18 protein-coding genes are annotated in these 22,841 nt (G+C 70.9%); 10 read left to right on the forward strand and 8 right to left on the reverse strand.

The window, feature by feature from the left end; genetic code table 11:
* Nucleotides 1-377: 377 nt before the first annotated feature.
* The gene (locus tag AC0NH5_RS28645; protein WP_474409709.1) at nt 378-1,736 is read right to left on the reverse strand and encodes a hypothetical protein; all 1,359 of its coding nucleotides are present in this window, start codon (nt 1,734-1,736) and stop codon (nt 378-380) included.
* A 102-nt stretch (nt 1,737-1,838) separates the two neighbouring features.
* Entirely contained in the window at nt 1,839-2,945 is a 1,107-nt protein-coding gene (locus AC0NH5_RS28650) for a hypothetical protein (RefSeq protein ID WP_474409710.1), read from the reverse strand.
* Nucleotides 2,946-3,288: 343 nt separating this feature from the next.
* Here AC0NH5_RS28650 and AC0NH5_RS28655 point away from each other — a divergent pair, with 343 nt between their 5' ends.
* On the forward strand, nt 3,289-3,462 hold the full coding sequence (locus AC0NH5_RS28655) for a hypothetical protein (RefSeq protein WP_474409712.1): 174 nt from the start codon (nt 3,289-3,291) through the stop codon (nt 3,460-3,462).
* A 48-nt stretch (nt 3,463-3,510) separates the two neighbouring features.
* Here the strand turns inward: AC0NH5_RS28655 and clpB are convergent, their stop codons facing one another.
* Nucleotides 3,511-6,096: an ATP-dependent chaperone ClpB gene (gene clpB, locus AC0NH5_RS28660; RefSeq protein WP_474409713.1), complete on the reverse strand. Its 2,586-nt coding sequence runs from the start codon at nt 6,094-6,096 to the stop codon at nt 3,511-3,513.
* A 151-nt stretch (nt 6,097-6,247) separates the two neighbouring features.
* On the opposite strand from clpB, the gene AC0NH5_RS28665 reads away from it, so the two are divergent.
* The 4 genes from AC0NH5_RS28665 to AC0NH5_RS28680 all read left to right on the forward strand — a co-directional run bounded on the left by AC0NH5_RS28665 (nt 6,248) and on the right by AC0NH5_RS28680 (nt 9,839).
* Nucleotides 6,248-7,447 (forward strand): sugar efflux transporter, encoded by a 1,200-nt coding sequence (locus AC0NH5_RS28665; RefSeq protein ID WP_474409715.1) that lies wholly within the window; start codon nt 6,248-6,250, stop codon nt 7,445-7,447.
* 49 nt (nt 7,448-7,496) lie between these two features.
* The gene (locus tag AC0NH5_RS28670; protein ID WP_474409716.1) at nt 7,497-7,994 is read left to right on the forward strand and encodes a cation:proton antiporter regulatory subunit; all 498 of its coding nucleotides are present in this window, start codon (nt 7,497-7,499) and stop codon (nt 7,992-7,994) included.
* 65 nt (nt 7,995-8,059) lie between these two features.
* Entirely contained in the window at nt 8,060-9,205 is a 1,146-nt protein-coding gene (locus tag AC0NH5_RS28675; protein WP_474409910.1) for a cation:proton antiporter, read from the forward strand.
* A 187-nt stretch (nt 9,206-9,392) separates the two neighbouring features.
* Nucleotides 9,393-9,839 (forward strand): hypothetical protein, encoded by a 447-nt coding sequence (locus AC0NH5_RS28680; RefSeq protein ID WP_474409717.1) that lies wholly within the window; start codon nt 9,393-9,395, stop codon nt 9,837-9,839.
* Between the two features lie 64 nt (nt 9,840-9,903).
* Here AC0NH5_RS28680 and AC0NH5_RS28685 read toward each other — a convergent pair whose 3' ends face one another.
* The 4 genes from AC0NH5_RS28685 to dnaK all read right to left on the reverse strand — a co-directional run bounded on the left by AC0NH5_RS28685 (nt 9,904) and on the right by dnaK (nt 14,118).
* Nucleotides 9,904-10,347 (reverse strand): heat shock protein transcriptional repressor HspR, encoded by a 444-nt coding sequence (locus AC0NH5_RS28685; protein ID WP_474409718.1) that lies wholly within the window; start codon nt 10,345-10,347, stop codon nt 9,904-9,906.
* A gap of 20 nt (nt 10,348-10,367) precedes the next feature.
* Nucleotides 10,368-11,558: a molecular chaperone DnaJ gene (gene dnaJ / locus AC0NH5_RS28690; RefSeq protein ID WP_474409720.1), complete on the reverse strand. Its 1,191-nt coding sequence runs from the start codon at nt 11,556-11,558 to the stop codon at nt 10,368-10,370.
* A 71-nt stretch (nt 11,559-11,629) separates the two neighbouring features.
* Nucleotides 11,630-12,247, reverse strand: coding sequence for a nucleotide exchange factor GrpE (grpE, locus tag AC0NH5_RS28695; RefSeq protein WP_474409722.1), 618 nt, complete (start codon nt 12,245-12,247; stop codon nt 11,630-11,632).
* The gene (gene dnaK, locus AC0NH5_RS28700) at nt 12,244-14,118 is read right to left on the reverse strand and encodes a molecular chaperone DnaK (RefSeq protein ID WP_474409723.1); all 1,875 of its coding nucleotides are present in this window, start codon (nt 14,116-14,118) and stop codon (nt 12,244-12,246) included. Before dnaK ends, grpE begins: the two co-directional genes overlap by 4 nt.
* A 231-nt stretch (nt 14,119-14,349) precedes the next feature.
* Here dnaK and AC0NH5_RS28705 point away from each other — a divergent pair, with 231 nt between their 5' ends.
* From AC0NH5_RS28705 to AC0NH5_RS28715, 3 genes are read left to right on the forward strand one after another with little or no spacing between them, the layout of a single operon-like run.
* The gene (locus AC0NH5_RS28705; RefSeq protein WP_474409724.1) at nt 14,350-16,218 is read left to right on the forward strand and encodes an ABC transporter; all 1,869 of its coding nucleotides are present in this window, start codon (nt 14,350-14,352) and stop codon (nt 16,216-16,218) included.
* The gene (locus AC0NH5_RS28710) at nt 16,215-17,894 is read left to right on the forward strand and encodes a GTPase (protein WP_474409725.1); all 1,680 of its coding nucleotides are present in this window, start codon (nt 16,215-16,217) and stop codon (nt 17,892-17,894) included. The genes AC0NH5_RS28705 and AC0NH5_RS28710 overlap by 4 nt, the downstream gene beginning before the upstream one ends.
* 33 nt (nt 17,895-17,927) lie before the next feature.
* Nucleotides 17,928-19,127, forward strand: coding sequence for a hypothetical protein (locus AC0NH5_RS28715; RefSeq protein ID WP_474409727.1), 1,200 nt, complete (start codon nt 17,928-17,930; stop codon nt 19,125-19,127).
* Nucleotides 19,128-19,144: 17 nt separating this feature from the next.
* Here the strand turns inward: AC0NH5_RS28715 and AC0NH5_RS28720 are convergent, their stop codons facing one another.
* Entirely contained in the window at nt 19,145-19,402 is a 258-nt protein-coding gene (locus AC0NH5_RS28720) for a hypothetical protein (protein ID WP_474409728.1), read from the reverse strand.
* Nucleotides 19,403-20,712: 1,310 nt separating this feature from the next.
* On the opposite strand from AC0NH5_RS28720, the gene pdhA reads away from it, so the two are divergent.
* Both pdhA and AC0NH5_RS28730 read left to right on the forward strand, forming a co-directional pair.
* Nucleotides 20,713-21,852 (forward strand): pyruvate dehydrogenase (acetyl-transferring) E1 component subunit alpha, encoded by a 1,140-nt coding sequence (pdhA, locus tag AC0NH5_RS28725; RefSeq protein WP_474409729.1) that lies wholly within the window; start codon nt 20,713-20,715, stop codon nt 21,850-21,852.
* Entirely contained in the window at nt 21,852-22,841 is a 990-nt protein-coding gene (locus AC0NH5_RS28730) for an alpha-ketoacid dehydrogenase subunit beta (protein ID WP_474409730.1), read from the forward strand. Before pdhA ends, AC0NH5_RS28730 begins: the two co-directional genes overlap by 1 nt.

Raw genomic sequence — 22,841 nt, forward strand, 5'->3', positions numbered from 1 at the left:
GTCCCGTGCTTCCATGACATCGAGCGTACTTGCTGGAAGGAAACCGGAATCTTTCGCCCCGCCGGGGCGGAACCGAACTATTGACCCATGGCTTTGCCGGTTTCTGTAAACAAGGTTTACTGGATCTCGCCCTTTCGCCCGTGCCATAGATGCAGCTCAAAGCCGTTACTGTCGGTACGGTACCCGCGCAGACCCCAGGATCACCTGGTGGTCGCGCTGTGAAGGTCCTGTGAACGACGCCTAAGACGTTTGTCCGTTGAGGCGAAAACACCCACCGTCCGGCCGATCTAGATCTATCCGGACAGCCGATCGGGTGACGGCAACAGAAACGGACCGTACCCGTTCGAGTGACCCACAGTCGTCGATACGGGCCCGGCTTAGCGATCCCCGCGGGGCTCCGAGTCGGACGGTCGTGACCAGAACTCGTCTTCTGCTCGGGCCGGCGGCTTGTCGGCGGGCCCCGGAGATGAACTCTGATCGGGTTCGGACGACTTTAGTTCGGGCTCGGCGTCGGTCCACTCCGGCCGGTTGCTTATCGGCGTTGTGACGCTTGACTCATTCAGGTTTGCCGAAGAGGAAGCGATCGGCGGCTGCGGCTCCGAAGTGGCCGGTATGCCGGAGGCCTCCGACTGCGCCTGAGGAATAGGGGCGGAGACGGGTTCCGCCGACGCGGGCGCACCCTCCGCCGCTGTCGGCGGGGAGGTGGTTACGGACGGCGGAGCATACGGAGAGTAACTGGACGAGTAGCCATTCTGTGGTGACGGACCGTAAGGGAACGGCGCCGGAGGCGGGCCCCAATCGGCCGGGGCGCCATATCCGGGCGGCGGGTAGGCGCCATGCCCGGGCGGCGGGTAGGCGCCGGTTCCGGGCGGCGGGTAGGCACCGGGGACGGGGTAGCCGCCGGGGACCGGCCCGTAACCGGGCGCCTGGACCGGCGCGTACCCCGGGAAGGCGGCACCAGGAGGCACCGCGCCTGGCGCGTACCCGGGAAAGCCGCCACCGTGCCCCGGAAAGCCGGCGCCGTGCCCCGGAAAGCCGGCGCCGTGCCCCGGAAAGCCGCCACCGTGCCCCGGAGAGCCGGCGCCGGAAGGCTGCGCCGGGGGCCAGCCGGCCCCGGAGGACGGCGAAGCTGGGTCGAAGCCGCCGAACGGACCGGAGCCGGACTCCGGAACCTGCGGGGCGCCGGCCGCCACGCCACCGAAGAACTGCCGCGGCGCTATCAACAGCAGCGCACCCACCAGCAGGTAAGCGAGGATCTGAGCACCCGCCACCGCCGCGTTGAGGCCGAGCCACCCGTTCGGGTACGCGTTGCCGAGCGCCTCGCCGACGGAACCCGCCAGCGCCTCCCCGGACCGCTGCACGCCGAGCGTTATCAGGGAGGCCAGCCCGCCGACGATGCCGAGGGCGCACACCCCGAGCGTCACCCCGCGGGCCAGCCGGCTGCCGCGCCGCAGCCCCAGACCCAGCACGACGAAGAGCGCGACGATGAGGATCGCCAGCGCCGCGGCCACGGCGGCGTCGAGCCAGATCACCGCGATGAACGAAACGGCCTGCTCGGAGCCGTCGGTGGCGTCACGGAACCGGCTGACGGTGGACGGGGCGATCGCCACCATGGCTATCGCGTACGCCAGGCCGGTCACCGCCATGGTCCAGAGCAGGGCGACGGCAGTCGTCACAGCGGCCGGCCGGGTGCCGGCGGGCGACGCGGTGACAGGTGGCTGAGCGGCGTACGACATCGATGGCTCCCGCGGGTTCGGCTGGCCAAAACCTACCGCTTACGGGGCTGTGACGTGGCCGGACCGGGCCACCTGTGAGCAGCCCGGTCCGGTGGTCGTCGATCAGGCCGGGTCGGTCGGCGGGCGGTGCTGCTGGTCACCCGACGGCGGGTCGGCGGGCGGGGCGGCCCAGGGGTCGCTGGCCGGGCCGTGATCGGTGGGGTGCTCCGGCGAGTCCGGCACGGAGCCAGGAGCGCCGGACTGCCCCGGGTACGGCGGGAGGCCGGGCGCCGGCTGTCCCGGCTGCCCGTACTGCTCGGGAGAGCCGAGGTGGCCCGGAGCGCCGGGATGGCCCGGCGCACCGGGATAGGCGCCCGGTCCGGCGTTGGGAGCGCTCGGCGGGACGATCGGGGACCCGGGCCCCGGCGCGCCCGGATAGGCGCCCGCTCCCGGGCCGCTCGGCGGCACCACCGGGGAACCTGGCTGCCCCGGGTACGGCTGACCGTAAGCGGGCGGGTAACCCGGCTGCTGACCCGGCTGACCCGGGTAGCCGGGCTGGCCAGGCTGGCCGGGGTAACCCGGCTGACCGACGGGATAGACCGGCTGTCCCGGCTGCGGGTAACCGGGCTGCGGGTAGCCCGGGTACGGCGGGTTCCACATCACCGGCTTGCGGAAGTACGCGTTGGACGACGGCAGCGCCAACATGATGATCACCGCGAGCAGCGCCACCATGCTGATCAGTGCCAGCAGTGCGACCGTCGGTTCGTACCAGGCCGGCAGGTTCGCCGCGAGATCGGCTTCGATCTGCCGGTCGCTCGGGCCGCCGCCGTCGCCCGCGCTGCTGCCGACCGCCGCCGGCACCGAGTCGATGACCGCCAGCGTGTTGCAGCAGAGCCCGATCCCGGCGAACACCCAGGTGACGATCCGGGCGGGGTTCTTGCCACGGCCGTTGAAGATTGCCAGGACCACCAGGCCGCCCGCGACGAGCAGGTAGATCACTGCGATCACCACCAGGAACCCGGTGACGAAGGCCGTCATCTCGCTGTCGAACTCGGTGCCGCCGTAGGAGTTGCGGAACGCCTCCTGGATCGAGCCGAGGGTGGCCAGGAACGCGACCCCGATCAGCGCCTGTGCCCCGGCGATGGCGTACAGCAGCATCACCGACGCGGTCACGGCGGTCGGCCGCGAGACCGGTGCGGGGTTCGGCGGGGAATATATGGGAACGGTCACACTGCCCTCCTCTAGATCCACTTACGGTATCGGCCGAGCGCCATATCCCGCGAGCGCCCCTCACGGTCGGCGACCATGTGGCAACATCAGGCGACGATGGTCCCAACTACCACAAAGGGTCGCTCGTTCGGGGGGCGACACGGCAGGACCAGCCCCCTAAACTTCGATTCCGTGGCGTCCACCCGGCAGCAGAGACCTCCGGTGGTTCGCCGTGCCCGCACGAGTCGCCCGCCCCGCACACACAGCTTCGGGGCCGAGGCAGACCGGCTACAGGCACCTTTCCCGTTAGGCAGGCCGCGTGACCACACCGCGGCCGCCCCAGACTCAAGGACCGGTGACACCCATGCCCCACGCCGACACGCTGACCATCGTGCACCATGACGACACTCGGACCCGCTTCAAAGACGTCCGATATCAGTTGCACCGCGACGGCATCCGCATCTGGTCCGACGAGGGCGAGCACGCCATCACGGACGTGTTGATGACCCAGGCATACCGGCATCAACAAGCACGCTGAGAGAAGGGCCCCGGGGAAACCCCCGGGGCCCTTCTCGTGTCACCGGGCTCAGCCGCGCCGGACCGACAGACCGTCCTTGGCCTGGCCGAGCTCGGCCACGACCGTGTCACCGTCGCGGATCTCGCCGGCCAGCAGCGCCTTCGCCATCAGGTCGCCGATGCTCGACTGGATCAGCCGGCGCAACGGGCGGGCACCGTAGATCGGGTCGTACCCGTGCTCACCCAGCCAGTCCACCGCCTCGGGCGTGACCTCCAGCGCCAGCCGCCGCTCGGCGAGCCGGTTGCGCAGCCGGGCCAGCTGGATGTCGACGATCGCGGTCAGGTCCTGCTTCGTGAGGGCGTGGAAGACCACGATGTCGTCGAGCCGGTTCAGGAACTCCGGCTTGAAGTGCGCCCGGACCGCCGCCAGGACCTCGTCGTGCCGTTCCTCGTCGGTGAGCGTGAAGTCGGAGTTCGCCGAGCCGAGGTTCGAGGTCAGCACCAGGATGGCGTTGCGGAAGTCGACCGTGCGCCCCTGGCCGTCGGTGAGCCGGCCGTCGTCGAGCACCTGGAGCAGCAGGTCGAACACGTCGGGGTGGGCCTTCTCCACCTCGTCGAGCAGCACCACGCTGTACGGCCGGCGCCGCACCGCCTCGGTGAGCTGGCCACCCTCCTCGTACCCCACGTAACCGGGCGGCGCGCCGACCAGGCGGGCGACGGAGTGCTTCTCCCCGTACTCGCTCATGTCGATGCGCACCATCGCGCGCTCGTCGTCGAAGAGGAACCCGGCGAGGGCCTTGACCAGCTCGGTCTTGCCCACACCGGTGGGGCCGAGGAAGAGGAAGCTGCCGGTGGGCCGATCCGGGTCGGCGATGCCGGCCCGGGCCCGGCGGACCGCACCGGCGACGGCGGCGACCGCCTCGCTCTGCCCGATCACCTTGGCCGAGAGCGACTCCTCGATCCGCAGCAGCTTGGCAGTCTCGCCCTCCATCATCCGGCCGGCCGGGATGCCGGTCCATGAGGAGACGACCTCGGCGATGTCGTCGGCGCCGACCTCCTCCTTCACCATCGGCGGCTCGGCGTCCTCCTGCTCCGACTCGGACGCCGCCTGGATCTCCTTCTCCAGTCCGGGAATCACCTCGTAGAGCAGCCGGGAGGCTTCGAGCAGCTCGCCGTCGCGCTGCGCGCGCTCCTGCGCGGCGGTCGCCTCGTCGAGCCGCTGCTTCAGCTCACCCACCCGGTTCAGGCCACCGCGCTCACGCTCCCACCGGTCGGTGAGGGCGGTCAGTTCCTCCTCGCGGTCGGCGAGGTCGGCGATCAGGCGTTCCAGCCGCGCCACCGAGGCCGGGTCGGTCTCCTTCTCCAGCGCGAGCCGTTCCACCCGCATCCGGTCGACCTGGCGCTGCAGCTGGTCCAGCTCGACCGGCTGAGAGTCGATCTCCATGCGCAGCCGGGAGGCGGCCTCGTCGATCAGGTCGATGGCCTTGTCCGGCAGGAACCGGTCGCTGATGTAGCGGTCCGACAGGCTGGCGGCCGCCACCAGGGCGGCGTCGGTGATCTGCACCCGGTGATGCGCCTCGTACCGCCCCTTGAGGCCGCGCAGGATGCCGATGGTGTCCTCGACGGTCGGCTCGCCGACCACGACCGGCTGGAAGCGCCGCTCCAGGGCCGGGTCCTTCTCGATGTGCTCGCGGTACTCGTCCAGGGTGGTGGCGCCGACCATGCGCAGCTCACCCCGGGCCAGCATCGGCTTGAGCATGTTGCCGGCGTCCATCGAGCCCTCGCCGCGCCCGGCGCCGACGACCGTGTGCAGCTCGTCGAGGAACGTGACGACCTGTCCGTTCGAGCCGCGGATCTCCTCGAGGACGCTCTTCAGCCGCTCCTCGAACTGGCCGCGGTACTGCGCGCCGGCGACCATCGCGCCGAGGTCGAGCGAGACCAGCTTCTTGTCGCGCAGCGTCTCCGGCACGTCGCCGGCCACGATCCGCTGGGCCAGGCCCTCGACGATGGCCGTCTTGCCGACGCCCGGCTCGCCGATCAGTACCGGGTTGTTCTTGGTCCGCCGGGAGAGCACCTGCACCACTCGGCGGATCTCGGCGTCCCGCCCGACGACCGGGTCGATCTTGCCGTCCCGGGCCAGCGCGGTGAGGTCGACGCTGTATTTCTCGAGCGACTTGTAGGTCTGTTCGGGGTCGGCGTTGGTCACCCGCCGCTCGCCGCCGCGGACCTGCGGGAACGCGGCGACCAGCGCCTCCTCGGTGGCGCCGGCGTCCTTGAGTGTCAGACTCACCGCGCCGCCGACCCGTGCCAGGCCGGCCAGGAGGTGCTCGGTCGACACATATTCGTCGCCGAGCGGCTTGGCGATCAGGTCGGCCGAGCCGATGGCGTTGACGAACTCACGGGAGAGGCTGGGCTCGGCGGTGCTGGCCCCCCGCGCCGAGGGCAGTTGCTCGATCGCGCGAGCGGCGGCGCGGCGAATGTCCGCCGGGTTGGCGCCGACCGCACGCAACAGCGCGGTCGCTGTCGAACCCCCGGTGTCGAGCAGCGACAGCAGCATGTGCCACGGCTCGACCGTGGCGTGTCCGCGACGGCCCGCGTCGGCGACCGCGGCGGTGATCACTTCGCGGCTCTTGGTGGTCAAACGTTCGGTGTTCATCAGCTCCCCTGGATCCGACCGGGCAGACTTATGTGGGCAGACTTGAGCGGCTTCCGCTCAACTTTAGCGCGCCCACAACACCCCTGCGCCACGGTGACGGTTACCACCGGCGCGAGCCATCGACTGGAAAGAAGCCGTAACGTCAGGAGTCGTGTCGCTTTCCCGCCGGTTGCTGCCTCTCGGCCTGGTGTTCCTCACCGTCGGCATCGCCACCGCAGTGGTCGGCCCGTTCCTCGGCATGTTCCTCAGCACGGCGGTCGGCGCGAGCCCCGTGCAGGTCACCTTCTTCCTGGTTACCGCGTCACTCTCCGGTGTCGCGATGTCCTGGGCCATCGGCCGCGTCTCGGACAGCCGGCCGATGCGGCGGACGCTGCTGATCATCGCCGCGCTGGCCGGCTGCGCCGGCACCGGGCTCACCGCGTTCATCCGCGATTACTGGGTGCTGCTCGCGCTGACCGCGACGGCCACGGCAGTCGCCGGGTCGCTCTTCCCACAATCTTTCGCGTACGCGCGACAGGTGCTGCAGAGCGACGACCCCCAACGGGCCGCCATGGGTACCAGCACGCTCCGCACCGTGTTCTCGATCGCCTGGGTCGGCGGCCCGACGCTGGCCGCGTTCCTCCTGGAGGCCGGGGACTTCCGCTACGTCTACAGCGCCGCGGCCGTGATGTACCTGCTCGCCGCCCTGATCGTGATCCGGTGGCTGCCCGAGGTGGAGGCGCCGGCCACGCACCGCGAGGGCCCGGCCGGCTCGACCCGTGCGCCGTGGGTGGTCTATCCGATCCTGATCGGCTTCACCCTGCTGCAGACCTCGATGGTGCTCAGCGTCCAGGCGATGCCGCTGTTCGTGAGCACCGAGCTGGACGGCTCGGTCGGTGACGCCGGCCTGATCCTGGGGCTCTGCGCGGCGCTGGAGATCCCGCTGATGCTCGGCTTCGGCTGGCTCTCCACCCGGGTCCCGCTACGCCGGATCATCCTGGTCGGCGCCGTCTGCGGGGTCGTCTATCAGGGTCTGGTCTGGTCGGCGACGTCGGTGTGGATGCTGGCGGCCGCCCAGGTCCCGAACGCCATCCTGATCGCGGCCGCCTCCGGCCTCGGCATCTCCTACTTCCAGGATCTGATGCCCCGGTATCCCGGCCGGGCCAGCACGATGTTCAGCAACACGTTCCCGATCGGGCAGATCCTGGCGGCCCCGCTCTTCGGGCTCGCCCAGGAGTTCGGCTTCCGGCTGGCGTACGGGCTGAACCTGGGGCTGAGCGTGCTGGGCCTGATCCTGTTGCTGGTCTTCCGGCCACCGGGCGCCTCGAAGATCGCCGGAGTCGATCACAAATCTCCGGCTGAACAGGTGTAATACCCCCGCGCGGCACGAACCGGACGCTCTGCGGGCTAACGTGGGGATCGTGCGCGTACGGGTGGAACAGACTTCGTTGCCGGGTATCGGCGTCCGCCATGATCTGGTGACCTCGTCGGGTCGCACGGTCGGAGTGGTCTCACACCGCAACGGCCGGCGTGATCTGGTGCTGTACGACGTCGACGATCCCGATTCCAGCCTGGCCTCGATCCCGCTCACCGACGACGAGGCCGAGGCCCTGGCCGACGTCCTCGGCGCGTCGCTGATGCTCGGCCAGCTCGCCGGTCTGCGACAGCAGGCCGCCGGGCTGCTCACCGAGCAGATCGCCCTGCCCGCCGGCTCCCCGTTCGTGGGCCGCAAGCTGGGCGACACGCGCACCCGGAGCCGCACCGGCGCCTCCATCGTGGCGGTGCTGCGGGACCGCGAGGTGATCGCTTCGCCCGGACCGGAGTTCAAGTTCGAGGCGAACGACGTCGTGGTGGCGGTCGGGACGCGCAAGGGCCTGGAGGGCGTCACCGCCATCCTGGCCGGCGACGACGACGACTGAGCGCCGTGGAACATCACACGACGATCCTGCTCATCGAGATCGGCGCGTTGCTGTTCGGCCTCGGCATGCTCGGTCGCCTGGGCCGGCGCTTCGGTCTCTCCCCGATTCCGCTCTACCTGCTGGCCGGTCTCGCGTTCGGCAGCGGCGGCATCGTGCCGCTGCGGGCCAGCGAGGAGTTCATCGAGATCGGCGCCCAGATCGGCGTGATCCTGCTGCTGGTCATGCTCGGCCTGGAGTACTCGGCCAACGAGCTGGTGGACAACATGCGCTCGGCGGCGCCGGCCGGGCTGATCGACATGCTGCTCAACGCGCTGCCCGGCGCGGCGTTCGCGCTGCTGCTCGGCTGGGGCTGGCAGGCGGCGCTGGTGCTGGCCGGCATCACCTGGGTCTCCTCGTCCGGTGTCATCGCCAAGGTGCTCGGCGACCTGGGCCGGGTGGGTAACCGGGAGACGCCGGTGATCCTCTCGGTCCTGGTGATCGAGGACCTGGCGATGGCCTTCTACCTGCCGGTCACGACCGCGGTGCTGGCCGGCACCGGCCTGATCCCCGGGCTCAGCACGCTGGGCGTCGCGGTGGTCACGGTGATCGCGGTGCTGGTCGTGGCGATCCGGTACGGCGGTGAGATCAGCCGTTTCATGTCGGTCAAGGATCCCGAGGCCCTGCTGCTGAGCGTGCTCGGGATGACGCTGTTCATCGCCGGGGTGGCCGGCGAGCTGAAGGTCTCCGAGGCGGTCGGCGCCTTCCTGGTCGGCATCGCGCTCTCCGGCCCGGTGGCGCACCACGCCACACAGATCCTCACGCCGCTGCGGGACCTGTTCGCCGCGGTCTTCTTCGTCTTCTTCGGGCTCTCCACGGATCCGGCGGACATGCCGCCGGTGCTGTTGCCCGCGTTCGCTCTGGCCGTGCTGACCATGGCGACCAAGGTGGCGACCGGTTATCTCGCGGCCCGCCGGGCCGGCATCGCCCTCCCCGGCCGGCTCCGCACCGGTCTCGCCCTCATGCCGAGGGGCGAGTTCTCGATCGTCATCGCCGGGCTGGCCGTGGGGGTGCATCCCCGGCTGGCGCCGCTCGCCACGGCCTACGTGTTGATCACGGTGGTCACCGGTCCGATGTTGGCACGGTTGCCCGATTACCGCTGGTTCAAGGAGTGGGTGCGCCGGCGGATGGCAGCCACCCGCGAGATGGCGAAACCCCTGCCGACCGCGGAGTGACCTGCGTCTCCATCGATAAAGCCCAAAGTTACCGCTCAGTATCCGAATGTGAGCCCTTGACACTTCCGTTGACACACGTTGCGCGCTACCGTTGCGCCTCGACGACTCTGAGTATTGGGACGTTCGACACTGCCACCGACGGCGACCCGACGGTGGCGCGCAGTGAACGGTTGAGTGAGGCGGCGGCGTGAGCGTGCGAGAAGCGACATTCCTCGGTTTCGGCAACCCCGTGGATCCCCGCCCGGACGAGCTTCAGTCCTGGGCCTACAACCCCGATTCGGTCCCACTGAGCTCCATGCCGAAGGACTGGGACTTGCTGATCTCGGGCGACGTGCTCGGGCCCACCCTGTTCGAGCTGGCCATGGACCGGCAGTGCCCGGCCCGCCGGTTCGCGCAGCACTGCATGTACATCTACGGCGCCGACGGCGTGCGACAGAACGCGAGCGGGCAGCGCAAGCGCCGGCTGAAGAAGTTCGTCGAGCGCGCCGAGGAGGTCGGCGACGAGCCGATGCAGATCTGGGCCCACAACTGCCGGGTGCTGATGACCCGGCCGGAGCTCTTCGATCACCACGACTGGATGGAGGGCGGACTGGTCCGCCACCCGCGGCGCCTCGGACTCTTCAACCGGCGCTGACTCTCCGCATCCAGGCGGTCACTACATGAAGTAACGGCGGCTCCTCGAGGGGCCGCCGTTACTGCTATCTGTCGGGCGAACGCCTCGGGCGCCACACCACCAGCGCCGTCGAGTGGCTCTCCTGCCGCACAAGGTCCCGACCGGCGTACGGGCTGCGCATCGCCTCGAGCTGGGCGATCCGCGAGTACGCCTGGTCGATCTGCTGCTCCAGCTCGGCCACCCGCTGCTGCAGGTCGCCGACGAGCTGCTCCAACCCGATGATCCGCTTGATGCCGGCCAGGTTGACGCCGTCGTCCTGGCTGAGCCGCTGCACCTCACGGAGCAGCGCGACGTCCCGCTCGCTGTACCGCCGGCCACCGCCGCCCGCCCGGCCGGGCTGCACCAGCCCGAGCCGGTCGTACTGGCGGAGGGTCTGCGGGTGCATGCCGGCGAGCCGGGCGGCCACCGAGATGATCAAAACCTTCGCGTCGGAGGCCTGTTCAACAGAGATGCTCATCTCCTCATACATGTGCCACCTCCCGATAGGCCCTAACCAGTGGTCCGGCGCAGGCGCGCGTCGAGCCGCTCCCGCGCCGGCGGCGGAGTCAGTTTCGCGAACTTCTCCAGGGCGTCCCGTGCTTCGCCGCTGACGCCGGTCGGAATCTGCACCTCGACGGTGACGATCAGGTCGCCCGCCTGGCCCTCCTTGCGGACCACGCCCTTGCCACGGGCCCGCAGCTTGCGGCCGCTCGGGGTGCCCGGCGGGACGCGCAGCGTCACCGGGTTGTCCAGGGTGGGCACCCGCAGGTCGGTGCCGAGCACGGCTTCCGCGACGGTGATCGGCACTGTCAGCGTCAGATCATCGCCGCTGCGCCCGAACAGATCGTCCGCCCGGACCCGGACCTGCACGTACAGATCGCCGGCCGGACCGCCGCGGTCGCCCGGCTCGCCCCGGCCGCTGAGCCGGATCCGCTGGCCGTCGGCGACACCGGCCGGGAACCGCACGTTGATCGTGCGGCTCTTGGTGATGCCGCCCGAGCCACGGCACTCCGGGCACTTCTCGTCCACGATGCTGCCCGAGCCCTGGCAGTCCCGGCACGGCTCGGAGAAGCTGAACGAGCCCTGGTTGCTGGAGATCAGCCCGGTGCCGTGGCACTTGGGACAGGCCCGCGGGGTGGTACCGGGCTTGGCGCCTGACCCGCGGCAGGTGTCACAGGCGCCCGGCGTCCGCAACGTCAGTGGCAGCGTCGTGCCCCGGACGGCCTGGGAGAAGTCGAGCGTCACCTCGGTCTCCACGTCCCGGCCGCGCTGCGGTCCGCGCCGCGCCGGGCCGGGCGGTCCCCCGCCGCCGGAGAAGATCGAGCTGAAGATGTCGGAGAAGCCGCTCCCGCCGAACCGCCGGTCGGCGCCCGCCCCGCCGGCGCCGGAGAAGCCGCCGAACAGGTCCGAGGGATCGAACTGGGCGCCGCCACCGGTCCGGGCGCCGCGCCGGAACGCGCCGGAGCCGAACAGGGAGCGCATCTCGTCGTACTCTTTGCGCTTCTTGTCGTCGGCCAGCACGTCGTACGCCTCGGAAGCGGCCTTGAACTTCTCCTCCGCCTCCTTGTTGCCCGGGTTCCGGTCGGGATGAAGGTCCCGGGCCAGCTTCCGGTACGCCTTCTTGATCTCGTCGGGAGAGGCGGCCTTGTTCACGCCGAGGACAGCGTAGAAGTCCTTCTCGAGCCAGTCCTTCGAGCTCATTCAGTCCACCTCCTCGACGGTGCGGGTGTGGTCCCGCCCGCCGGCGAACCGGCGGGCGGGACGGAAGTGTTTCACTCCGGGTCGGCGACCGCGACCATCGCCGGGCGGAGCAGCCGCTCGCCCAGCGTGTAACCACGGCGCATCACCTCGACGCAGGTCGGCTCCGAGACGTCGGCGGACGTCTGGTGGGCGACCGCCTCGTGCCGGTTCGGGTCGAACGGATCACCCTTCTCCCCGAACGCGACCAGCCCGAGCTTGCCGGTCACCGCGGTGAGCTGCTCGGCCACCGAGGCGAACGGCCCGACCAGGTCGCCGTGCTCACGGGCCCGGTCGATGTCGTCCAGGACCGGCAGCAGACCGGTGAGCACCTTGCCGGTGGTCAGCTCGGCGGCCGCCCCCCGGTCGCGATCCACCCGCTTGCGGTAGTTCGCGTACTCCGCGGTGACCCGCTGGAGATCGTGGGTCCGCTCCTCGAGCTCGTTGCGCAGAGCCGCCAGCTCGGCGCCGAGCCCCGACTTCCCCTCGGTCACCGGAGCCTGGTCCGGCTCGTCCGGGGCGCGATGCGCCCCGCCCGGCTTTCCCTTCGCCGGCTCGTCGGCGGGTGTCTCTGCGGCCATCTCATCGATCTCGCCCTGGATGACTTCCCGCTCGGTCGCCGGACCGTCGTTCTCGTCGTCCTTGGCGCTCACTTCTTGTCGTCCTCCACGATCTCGGCGTCCACGACGTCGTCGCCACCGGTGGCGGCCGGGCCGGCGTTGGGCGCGCCGCCCGCGGGACCCGCGCCACCCGGGGCGTCCGCGCCGCCGGGCGCGCCCTGCGGGGTCTCACCCTGCGAGTAGAGCAGCGAACCGGCCTCCTGGGAGACCTGGGACAGCCGCTCGTGCGCCGACTTGATCTTCTCGATGTCGGTGCCACCCAGCGCGCCACGCAGCTCGCCGAGCGCCTCGCCGATCTTGTTCTTGCTGTCCTCGGGGAGCTTGTCGCCGCTCTCCGCGAGGAACTTCTCGGTCTGCCACTGCAGCTGCTCGGCCAGGTTGCGGGTCTCCGCGTCCTCGCGGCGCTTCTTGTCCTCGTCCGCGTGGTCCTGGGCGTCGCGCATCATCCGCTCGATGTCGTCCTTCGGCAGCGCGGAGCCACCGGTGATCGTCATCTTCTGCTCCTTGCCCGTGCCCAGGTCCTTGGCGGACACGTGCACGATGCCGTTCGCGTCGATGTCGAAGGAGACCTCGATCTGCGGCACGCCGCGCGGCGCGGGCGCGATGCCGCTGAGCTCGAAGGTGCCGAGCTTCTTGTTGTACGCCGCCATCTCGCGCTCACCCTGGTAGACCTGGATCAGCACGGAGGGCTGGTTGTCGTCCGCCGTCGTGTAGACCTCGGAGCGGTGCGCCGGGATGGTGGTGTTGCGCTCCACCAGCTTGTGCATGATGCCGCCCTTGGTCTCGATGCCCAGCGACAGCGGGGTCACATCGAGCAGCAGGACGTCCTTGACCTCGCCCTTGAGCACACCGGCCTGCAGAGCGGCGCCGACCGCGACGACCTCGTCCGGGTTCACGCCCTTGTTCGGCTCACGGCCGATCAGGGTCTGCACCAGCTCGGTCACCGCCGGCATCCGGGTCGAGCCGCCGACCAGGATGACGTGGTCGATGTCGGAGAGCTTGACGTCGGCGTCCTTGATCGCGGACTCGAACGGGCCCTTGCAGCGGTCCAGCAGGTCCTGCGTCATGCGCTGGAACTCGGACCGGCTGAGCGTGGTGTCCAGGTGCAGCGGGCCGTTCGCGCCGGCCGTGATGTACGGCAGGTTGATGCTGGTGGTGGTGGCGGCGGAGAGCTCGATCTTCGCCTTCTCCGCGGCCTCACGCAGACGCTGCAGAGCCATCTTGTCCTGGGACAGGTCGATGCCGTGCTCGCCGCGGAAGGTCTTGACCAGGTGGTCGATGATCCGCTGGTCCCAGTCGTCGCCGCCCAGGTGGTTGTCACCGGAGGTGGACTTCACCTCGATGACGCCGTCGCCCAGCTCCAGCAGGGAGACGTCGAAGGTGCCGCCGCCCAGGTCGAAGACCAGGACGGTCTGCTCCTTGGAGCCCTTGTCCAGCCCGTACGCCAGGGCGGCCGCGGTGGGCTCGTTGACGATGCGCAGGACGTTCAGACCGGCGATCTCACCGGCCTCCTTGGTGGCCTGGCGCTGCGCGTCGTTGAAGTACGCCGGGACGGTGATGACCGCGTCCGCGATCTGCTCACCGAGGTAGGCCTCGGCGTCCCGCTTGAGCTTCATCAGCACACGCGCGGAGATCTCCTGCGGCGTGTACTTCTTACCGTCGATGTCGATCGACCAGTTGGTGCCGACCTCACGCTTGACCGAACGGATGGTCCGGTCCGGGTTCGTCACCGCCTGCCGCTTGGCGACCTCACCGACGAGCACCTCCCCGTTGCGGGCGAAGGCAACGATCGACGGAGTCGTCCGAGAGCCCTCCGCGTTGGCGATGACGGTGGGCTCGCCTCCTTCCAGAACGCTGACGCAGGAGTTCGTGGTGCCGAGGTCGATGCCGACCGCACGTGCCATGGTGTTCCTCGCTTCTTACCGGCTCGGCCTGAAACAGGCTCTTGGTTCGTTCAGGGTTGAGTGGAACCGACTCAATGATGCCACGGGCGCGCACGCCGTCCAAAAGAAGTTGAGCCTGAGGGGCGCAAGTCAGCCCTTGAGACAGGTGGTGAAGAATCACCTACATACCTGTCAGGTCACGGCATACCGGGACCCGTTGTCCTGGATGCATAGATCGTGCACGCTTTACCCGTGACGACGCACGGAGACGCGGTCGGTCCGTCGGCCCTGTCCGCCGTCCCCGCCGCACCGGATGAGAAAGACAACAGTGGCGCATCAGAGCGTACGGGCATGGACCGGACCCGTCCGGTGAATCAGCAGAACAGCCCCGGACCCGGCGAGGTGCCGCCCGCACTGGGCCGCCTCGCCACGTCGCTGAGCCGGTTACGAGCCACGCTCGGCGCCGTGTCGTACCCGCTGGTGCTCCCTTCGGCGGAGGAGGCCCGCAAGGTCGGCGCCGCCCTGCTCGCCCAGCTCAACGACTATCTGCTGCCCCGCCTGGCACGGCTCGACGCGCCGCTGCTGGTGGTCGTCGGCGGCTCCACCGGCGCCGGCAAGTCGACCCTGGTGAACAGCCTCGTCCAGGCGGCGGTGAGCACCGCCGGCGTGCTGCGCCCGACCACCCGGTCCCCGGTGCTGGTGACCCACCCGGACGACCAGGGCTGGTTCGGCCGGGGCGGCCTGCTGCCCGGCCTGGTGCGGACCGGCGAGCCCAGCAACGACGCGAACGCGCTGCAGGTGGTGCCCACGCCGACCATCGGCCCCGGCCTGGCCCTGCTGGACGCGCCCGACGTCGACTCGGTGGTCGACCACAACCGGCAGCTCGCGGCGCAGCTGCTGGCCGCCGCCGACCTCTGGCTCTTCGTCACCACCGCCGCGCGGTACGCCGACGCCGTCCCGTGGGAGCTGCTGAAGACGGCCCGCCTGCGCGGCACCGTGATCGCCCTGGTGCTGGACCGGGTGCCGGTCGACGCCGCCGCCGAGATCGCCGCCCACCTCGGCGAGATGCTCACCGCACACGACCTGGGCGCGGCGCCGTTGTTCGTGCTCCCGGAGACCGAGCTGGACGACCGTGGCCTGCTGCCGGACTCGGCGGTCGGGCCGATGCGGCTCTGGTTCGCCAAGCTGGCGGCCGACGCGGGCGCCCGGGACGCGGTGGTGCGGCAGACGCTGGACGGAGCCCTGGGCGCCCTCGCCCCCGCGCTGACCGGGCTGGCCGAGGCTGCCGACGAGCAACTCCAGACCGTACGCAATCTGGATGAAAGGGTTGATGCGGCCTATCGCAACGCGCGCCGCACGATCGAGGAGGGCCTGCAGGACGGCCGGCTGCTCCGCGGTGAGGTGCTGGCCCGCTGGCAGGAGTTCATCGGCACCGGCGAGTTCCTGCGCAGCCTCGAGTCGCGGGTCGGTCACCTGCGGGACCGGTTGTTCGCGGCGATCAGCGGCCGCCCGGCGCCGGGCCGCCAGCTCCAGATCGCCATGGAGTCGCAGCTCGTCACGTTGCTGCGCGGGGTGGCCGCCGACGCGGCCGAGCAGGCGTACGCGGCCTGGCAGTCGCACCCGGCCGGCGCCGCCCTGCTGGCGCCCGAGCTGCAACGCGCCTCGTCCGATCTGCCGGAACGCGCCGACCGGCTGGTCCGGGACTGGCAGCAGTGGGTGCTCGACCTGGTGCGCCGGGAGGCCGCGGACAAGCGGTCGGTGGCCCGCGGCGCGGCCTACGCGGTGAACGGCGCCGGGCTGGCCGTGATGATCGCGGTCTTCACCGCGACCGCCTTCATCCCGACCGGGCTCGAGGTCGCCGCCGGCGCGGGCAGCGCGGTCGCCGCGCAGAAGGTGCTGGAGGCTGTCTTCGGCGACCAGGCCATCCGTACTCTGGCCACCCGGGCCCGCACCGAGTTGCTGGCCCGGATGGACGAACTGTTCGAAGCCGAAGCTGCCCGGTTCACCGAGCGGACCGCGGCCGTTCGCCTCGAGGTCGAGCCGGGCGGGTTGATGCGCCAGGCCGCCGCCGAGGTGGAGGGCGCCAGGAAGGAACTCGCGTTGACCGGATCGGGGTCATGAGTCTGGTGGAGAAGGGCCTGTCCGACATCGACAGCCGGGACCGGGTGGACGCCGGTGAGCTCACCCGGCGGCTCGAGGCGCTGTCCCGGTTCCTGCGGGTCGTCGACCCGTACCTGCCGGACAGCGAGCTGGTGGCCGCGCACACGCTGGTGGAGCGAGCCGGCAACCGGCTCGAGCTGTCGCTGGAACACACCGTCGTGGCGCTCGCCGGCAGCACCGGCAGCGGCAAGTCGAGCCTGTTCAACGCGCTGGCCCGGTTCAAGCTCTCCCAGGTGGGGGTGCGCCGGCCGACCACCGGCACGGCGCACGCCTGCGTCTGGGGACCGCTCGAGGCAGCCAACCGGCTGCTCGACTGGGTCGGCGTGCTGCCCCGGCAGCGGTTCGTCCGGGAGAGCGCGCTGGACGGCGACGACGAGGTGGCGTTGCGCGGCCTCATCCTGCTCGATCTGCCCGACTTCGACTCGATCGAGCAGGCCCACCGGCTCGAGGTGGACCGGCTGCTCGGGCTGGTGGACCAGATCGTCTGGGTGGTCGACCCGCAGAAGTACGGCGACCGGATCCTGCACCAGGCATACCTCTCGCAGTTCAGCGCGCACGCCGGCGTCACGATCGTGGTGCTCAACCAGGCCGACCGGCTCTCACCGGGCGACACCGAGGTGGTTCTCGGCGACCTGACCCGGCTGCTGGAGGAGGACGGCCTGACCGGCACGCCGGTCCTGGCCACCTCGGCGAAACAGCCCGGCATGCTCGGCGACCTGCGGAGCGCGCTGGAGAAGACGGTCGCCGACCGGCAGGCCGCGCTGCGCCGGCTCGCCGCCGACCTGGACACGGTCAGCGAAGAACTGGCCGCCATGATCGGTCCGCCGGCCGCCGAGGACGAGGTGGACCGCGCCACCGTGCGCCAGCTGTCCGAGTCGCTCGCCGCCTCGGCCGGGGTACCCGCGGTGGCCGACGCCACGGCCGGCTCCTACCGGCACCGGGCCGCGGCCGCGACCGGCTGGCCGCTGGTACGCGGACTGCGGCGGCTTCGGCCCGACCCGCTGAGCCGGCTGCACCTGGCCGAGAAACCGGCGACCGACGCGGTCTCCACCGACATCGTGCCGCGGACCTCTGTTCCGGCGCCCGACGCCGCCCAGCGCTCCGCGGTGGGCATCTCGGTGCGCGCGGTGGCCAGCCGGGCCGCCGCGCCGCTCCCGGACGTCTGGGCGCCGGCGATCACCACGGCCGCCCGCTCCCGCGCCGACGACCTGCCGGACGCCCTCGACCGGGCGATCGCCAAGACCGACCTCGGGATGGACCGCCGGCCGTTCTGGTGGCGGGCCGTCGGGATCCTGCAGTGGGGCCTGCTCGGCGCCGCGGCAGTCGGTCTCGGCTGGCTCATCCTGGGGTACGCGCTACGCGTCCTCGGCCTGCCCGAGCTCAACAATCCCCAGGTGGGCGCCGTCCCGCTGCCGACCCTGCTGCTCCTCGGCGGGCTGCTGGCCGGGGTGCTGCTCTGGCTGTTGCTCAAGCCGGTCGTCGAGGCGGGCGCCCGGCGTGCCCGGCGACGTGCCGAGCAACGCCTGCGGTCGGCCGTCACCGAGGTGGGGCGGGGATACGTGGTTTCCCCGGTTCGGGACGTGCTGAACGCGTACGCCCAGGCGAGGGAAGCTCTCGGCGTGGTCCGCTCGGAGTAGGTCCGGTGGCTGCCGCGGGCGTACGCTCGCGGCATGGCTGCCCCGACCGCGTACGACGCAGTTCTGCACGCCGCGCGCGACGTCACCAAGCTGGGCTGTGCCCTGGACGCCGAGATGCTCGGCGCCGCGCTGCTCGGCAGTGTGTACTCGGTCGCGACCGACGATCGGGCGGAGGCGGTACGCGACTTCGTGGGCCGGTTCCTGACCGCCACCGCGCGGCAGCGGACACCGGCCGCCACCACGATCCGCGACGTCTTCGCGACCCTCGTCCCGGACGCCGAGGGTGCGGCCGAGGTCGGTCACGACGCGCGGGGGCCGTCCTGGGTCGCCCAGCTCGGCCGGGTCCGGCCGACCGGCTGCTTCGCGTACGGCGACGTCTACGGCGACCAGACGTCCTATCTGGTCACGTTCGCCTACGAGAACGGCGCCGACGGCGGGCCTGATCACGCGGTGGTGGCCCTGGTCGACCACAACATCGGCATCACCAAGGACGTCTTCATCGCCTCCTCGGCCGAGCAGCTGCTCGGCCAGGTCCGCACCATGTGCGCCGGCGACGAGTTGATCTGGTTCCGCGCCGAGGACCCGGGGCGGCTGCGCGACGAGGTCGGCCGGCACCTGGAGCTCACCGACGAGCTCGGCGACCTGCCGTCGGACGGCTCGCTGGCGACCGACCGGGCGCTGGCCGCCGCACGGCTGGCCCTGCTGCCGGTGCTCACCACGCCCGCGCTGGACGAGCTGGCCGAGCCCGATCCGGCCGACCTGCTGCGTGACTTCCTCGTCTCGCCGGAGGCGGCCCGCTTCGATCTCGCCGCCGCCTCGGCCTCGCCCGCCGACAGCGCGTCGCTCGACTTCTGCCTGAGCCTGCTGGTGGACCACGCGCTCAGCCTGCCCGGCGGCGACCTGCTGCGATGGAGCCCGACGGTCGCCGGGCTGTTCCTGCTGGACTGGGTGCACCGGCGCGCCGTCCTGGACATGGACGACGCCGCGATGCTGCCGCGCGTGGTCCGCGCCTGGTCGGCGTACGCGATTCGCCGCCGTGCCCTGCCCGCGCAGGCCGTGACCGAGACCGAGGCCGCGGTGGAGGAACTGATCCCGGAGTTCGCCCGGCTCTACGCCACCGGCGAGCGCCGCAGCCCGGCCACGGCGGCGGTGGCGCAGCTGCTGGCCGAGGGCGTCGACCCGAACGACGCCGCCGCGATCGACGCCTGGATCGAAGCCAACCGCGACGAGTGACCCCGGCGGGCGGTTGCTCAGCGGTGGTTGCTGTGGTGCTCGTCCTGCGGGTCGGCGTGATGACGACCCACCCGGGTGCTGCGCTGCCAGGCCGCGGTGTGCTCGCTGGAGTGGTTCGTGTGCTCGGCGCGATGCTGACCGCGGTACGGCCGGTTCCCGGTGCGGGACTCCTCCGGACGTGGCTGCGACATCGACCGGCGGACGTTGCCGCCCGCCCCGGCATGACTCTGCTCCAGGATGCGGGCCGCTCGGATGTTCTGCGGGCGTTCGGTCACTGCTGACCTCCGGCTTGGTGGGTGATGGGCGGACACATCGCCACGGCGCCGCGACCAGGCCTCTCCGACGGTGGCCTTCTCGCAGGGGCGATGCCGGTGATGTCGCGGCTCGTCGGGATGCGGCGCTCCACGATGGAGCGGTCCCGGGTCCGACGGCACGTCGGGCAGATCCGGAATGGACGGCAGGTCGGCCGGCACGTCGGGCTGGGAGATGTCATCCTCCTCCGGGACGACCGGAAGGTCCGGGACGACAGGGACCACCGGGACGACCGGCGCCTCGGGCGCACGCGGACGATCCGGCACCGCCGGCCGATCCGGGACCCGGGGACGATCCGGCACCGTGGGCCGATCCGGGACCCGCGGGCGATCCGGGACCCGGGGACGATCGGGACGCCCGCGATCGATCGGTACCACCTTGCGGCGGCGATCCGGAACAACGGGGGCAACCAATACGCTACCGGCCCTTTTTGCCCTTTTTGGCGATCCACTGACCGACTGCCGCGATTGGCCGGGGACGCCTGCTGAACGCGTACCACTTGGCTGATCATTAACGGACGCACCGGAAGGCGCGTCAGATGATGGATCAGGCTCGGCAGCCCGCGGCGGATCCGATGGCGACGCAGTCGCCGAGGGCGAGGGGCGCACCGGCCCGACAGCCGGCGGCGGCAGGAACGGCACATCCATCGCGCCCGGCCCCTGCCGTCCCGACATCTCGTTCGATCCCGCGGTGATCACGGCCAGGGTCGGCACCGAAGCGAGCCCGACCAGCAACGCGACCATCAGCACATAACGGCGGGTAGGACCGGAGAATCCCAGATCCTCCCGGTAGACACCGTTGAGACGCTTCCGGAGCACCTTGAGGGGCGGCGGGTAGCCGTCGTCGTCGTGCAGGTGCGGCACCGCTCGACTCCTCCCCAGGAAATCGTCAACCCGGATCCGTCTCGGTCGAAGGAGTGAACGACGCATGAGCAATTCGGCAGCGGCAAGGCCGGCCTGTTCGTGCAACAGTGAGCTCACAAAAGCACTAAATCGGACAAATACCTTTAACGATGCGCCGGTAGAAATCCGATTTCGTGATCTACGCAGTCTGTAACGGGGCTCACTCCCTCTGTCAGGATGGGGGCGACGGCACCGCCGCCGTCGCCTTCCGCCTACAGCGGGGCCACGGCGGGCCGTCCCGGCAGGCGCACGCCGCATGCCGGAGCACGCCGCGCAGCAGCCTCACCCGGTCAGGCGCGGCCGACCCCGCGGTTCAGCCGCGCGGCCGGGAGACACCCGCCGCGGGCGCAGAGACGAAACAGGAGACACGGATGGCGAAAGGCGGAAGCGACGCCGGCACAGATGTACCCGCCGGCGGCTTCGTCCAACTGCTGACCCCCGACGGGGAGCGCATCGACTCCGTCACCACCCCTGACGGGACGACGTACTCCGTCGAGTTCACCGACGAGGAATACCGCGGGCTCTACCGCGACATGGTCACCGTCCGGCGCCTGGACGCCGAGGCCACCGCCCTGCAACGGCAGGGCGAGCTGGGCATCTGGGCCAGCCTGCTCGGGCAGGAGGCCGCACAGGTCGGTTCCGGTCGCGCGCTGCGGCCGCAGGACATGGCCTTCCCGACCTACCGGGAGCACGGCGTCCTCTACTGCCGGGGCATCGACCCGATCATGCCGTTCGGCCTGTTCCGCGGCGTCGACCAGGGCGCCTGGGACCCGAACGAGTTCAAGGTCAACATGTACACCATCGTGATCGGCGCGCAGACCCTGCACGCGACCGGCTACGCGATGGGCGTCAACATGGACGGCAAGACCGGTGGCGACGACGGTGAGGCGGTCATCGCCTACTTCGGCGACGGCGCCTCCTCGCAGGGCGACGTGAACGAGGCCTTCATCTGGTCGGCCGTCTTCAACGCCCCGATGGTCTTCTTCTGCCAGAACAACCAGTACGCGATCTCCGAACCGCTGGAGCGGCAGACACGGATCCCGCTGTACCAGCGTGCCGCCGGCTTCGGCTTCCCCGGCGTGCGGGTGGACGGCAACGACGTCCTCGCGTCGTACGCGGTGACCCGCCACGCGCTGGACCGGGCCCGCAACGGCGAAGGCCCGACCCTGGTCGAGGCCTACACGTACCGGATGGGCGCGCACACCACCACCGACGACCCCACGCGTTACCGGATCGCCAGCGAGGTCGAGTCCTGGAAGGCCAAGGACCCGATCGCCCGGCTCCGCGCGTTCCTCGGCAAGCAGGGCGTGGTCGACGAGTCGTTCTTCGCCGAGGTCGACGCCGAGGCCACCGAGGTCGCCCTCAACCTGCGCCAGCGGGTGCTCGAGATGCCCGACCCGAAACCGCTGAGCCTGTTCGACAACGTCTACCCCAACGGCTCCCCGCATCTGGACGCCCAGCGCGAGCAGATGTCGAAGTACCTGGACTCGTTCGAGGGGAGCGCGCACTGATGGCCACCGAGACCCTGACCCTGGGCAAGGCACTCAACCGTGGCCTGCGCCGCGCGCTCGAGGACGACCCGAAGGTCGTCATCATGGGCGAGGACGTCGGCAAGCTGGGCGGCGTCTTCCGGATCACCGACGGCCTGCAGAAGGACTTCGGCGAGAACCGGGTGATCGACACGCCGCTCGCCGAGTCCGGCATCATCGGCACCGCGGTCGGCCTGGCCATCCGCGGGTACCGGCCGGTCTGTGAGATCCAGTTCGACGGCTTCGTCTACCCCGCGTACGACCAGATCGTGTCGCAGGTGGCCAAGATGCACTATCGCTCGCAGGGCCGGCTGCGGATCCCGATGGTCATCCGGATCCCGTTCGGCGGCGGCATCGGCGCGGTCGAGCACCACTCCGAGTCCCCCGAGGCGTACTTCGCGCACACCGCCGGACTCAAGGTGGTGGCGTGCAGCTCGGCGCAGGACGCGTACACGATGATCCGCCAGGCGATCGCCTCGGACGACCCCATCGTGTTCTTCGAGCCGAAGCGGCGGTACCACGAGAAGGGCGAGGTGGATCTGGAGACGCCGCTCGACGCGGCGGAGCCCCTGCACGCCAGCCGGGTGGTCCGTCCGGGGCGGGACGCGACTGTCCTGGCGTACGGCCCGATGGTCCGCACCGCGATGGAGGCCGCCCAGGCCGCCACCGAGGACGGCCGGGAGCTCGAGGTCATCGACCTGCGCACGCTGTCGCCGCTGGACCTGGCCCCGGTCTTCGCGTCGGTCCGGCGGACCGGCCGGGCCGTGATCGTGCATGAGGCGCCGGGCAACCTGGGCCTCGGTGCGGAGATCGCGGCGCGGGTGACCGAGGAGTGCTTCTACTCCCTGGAGGCCCCGGTGCTGCGGGTGACCGGTTACGACACCCCGTACCCGGCGGCCCGTGTCGAGGAGGAGTACCTCCCCGATCTCGACCGGGTGCTGGACGCCGTCGACCGCGCGTTCGGCTGGTGA

The organism is Actinoplanes sp. 13, assembly GCF_056134165.1.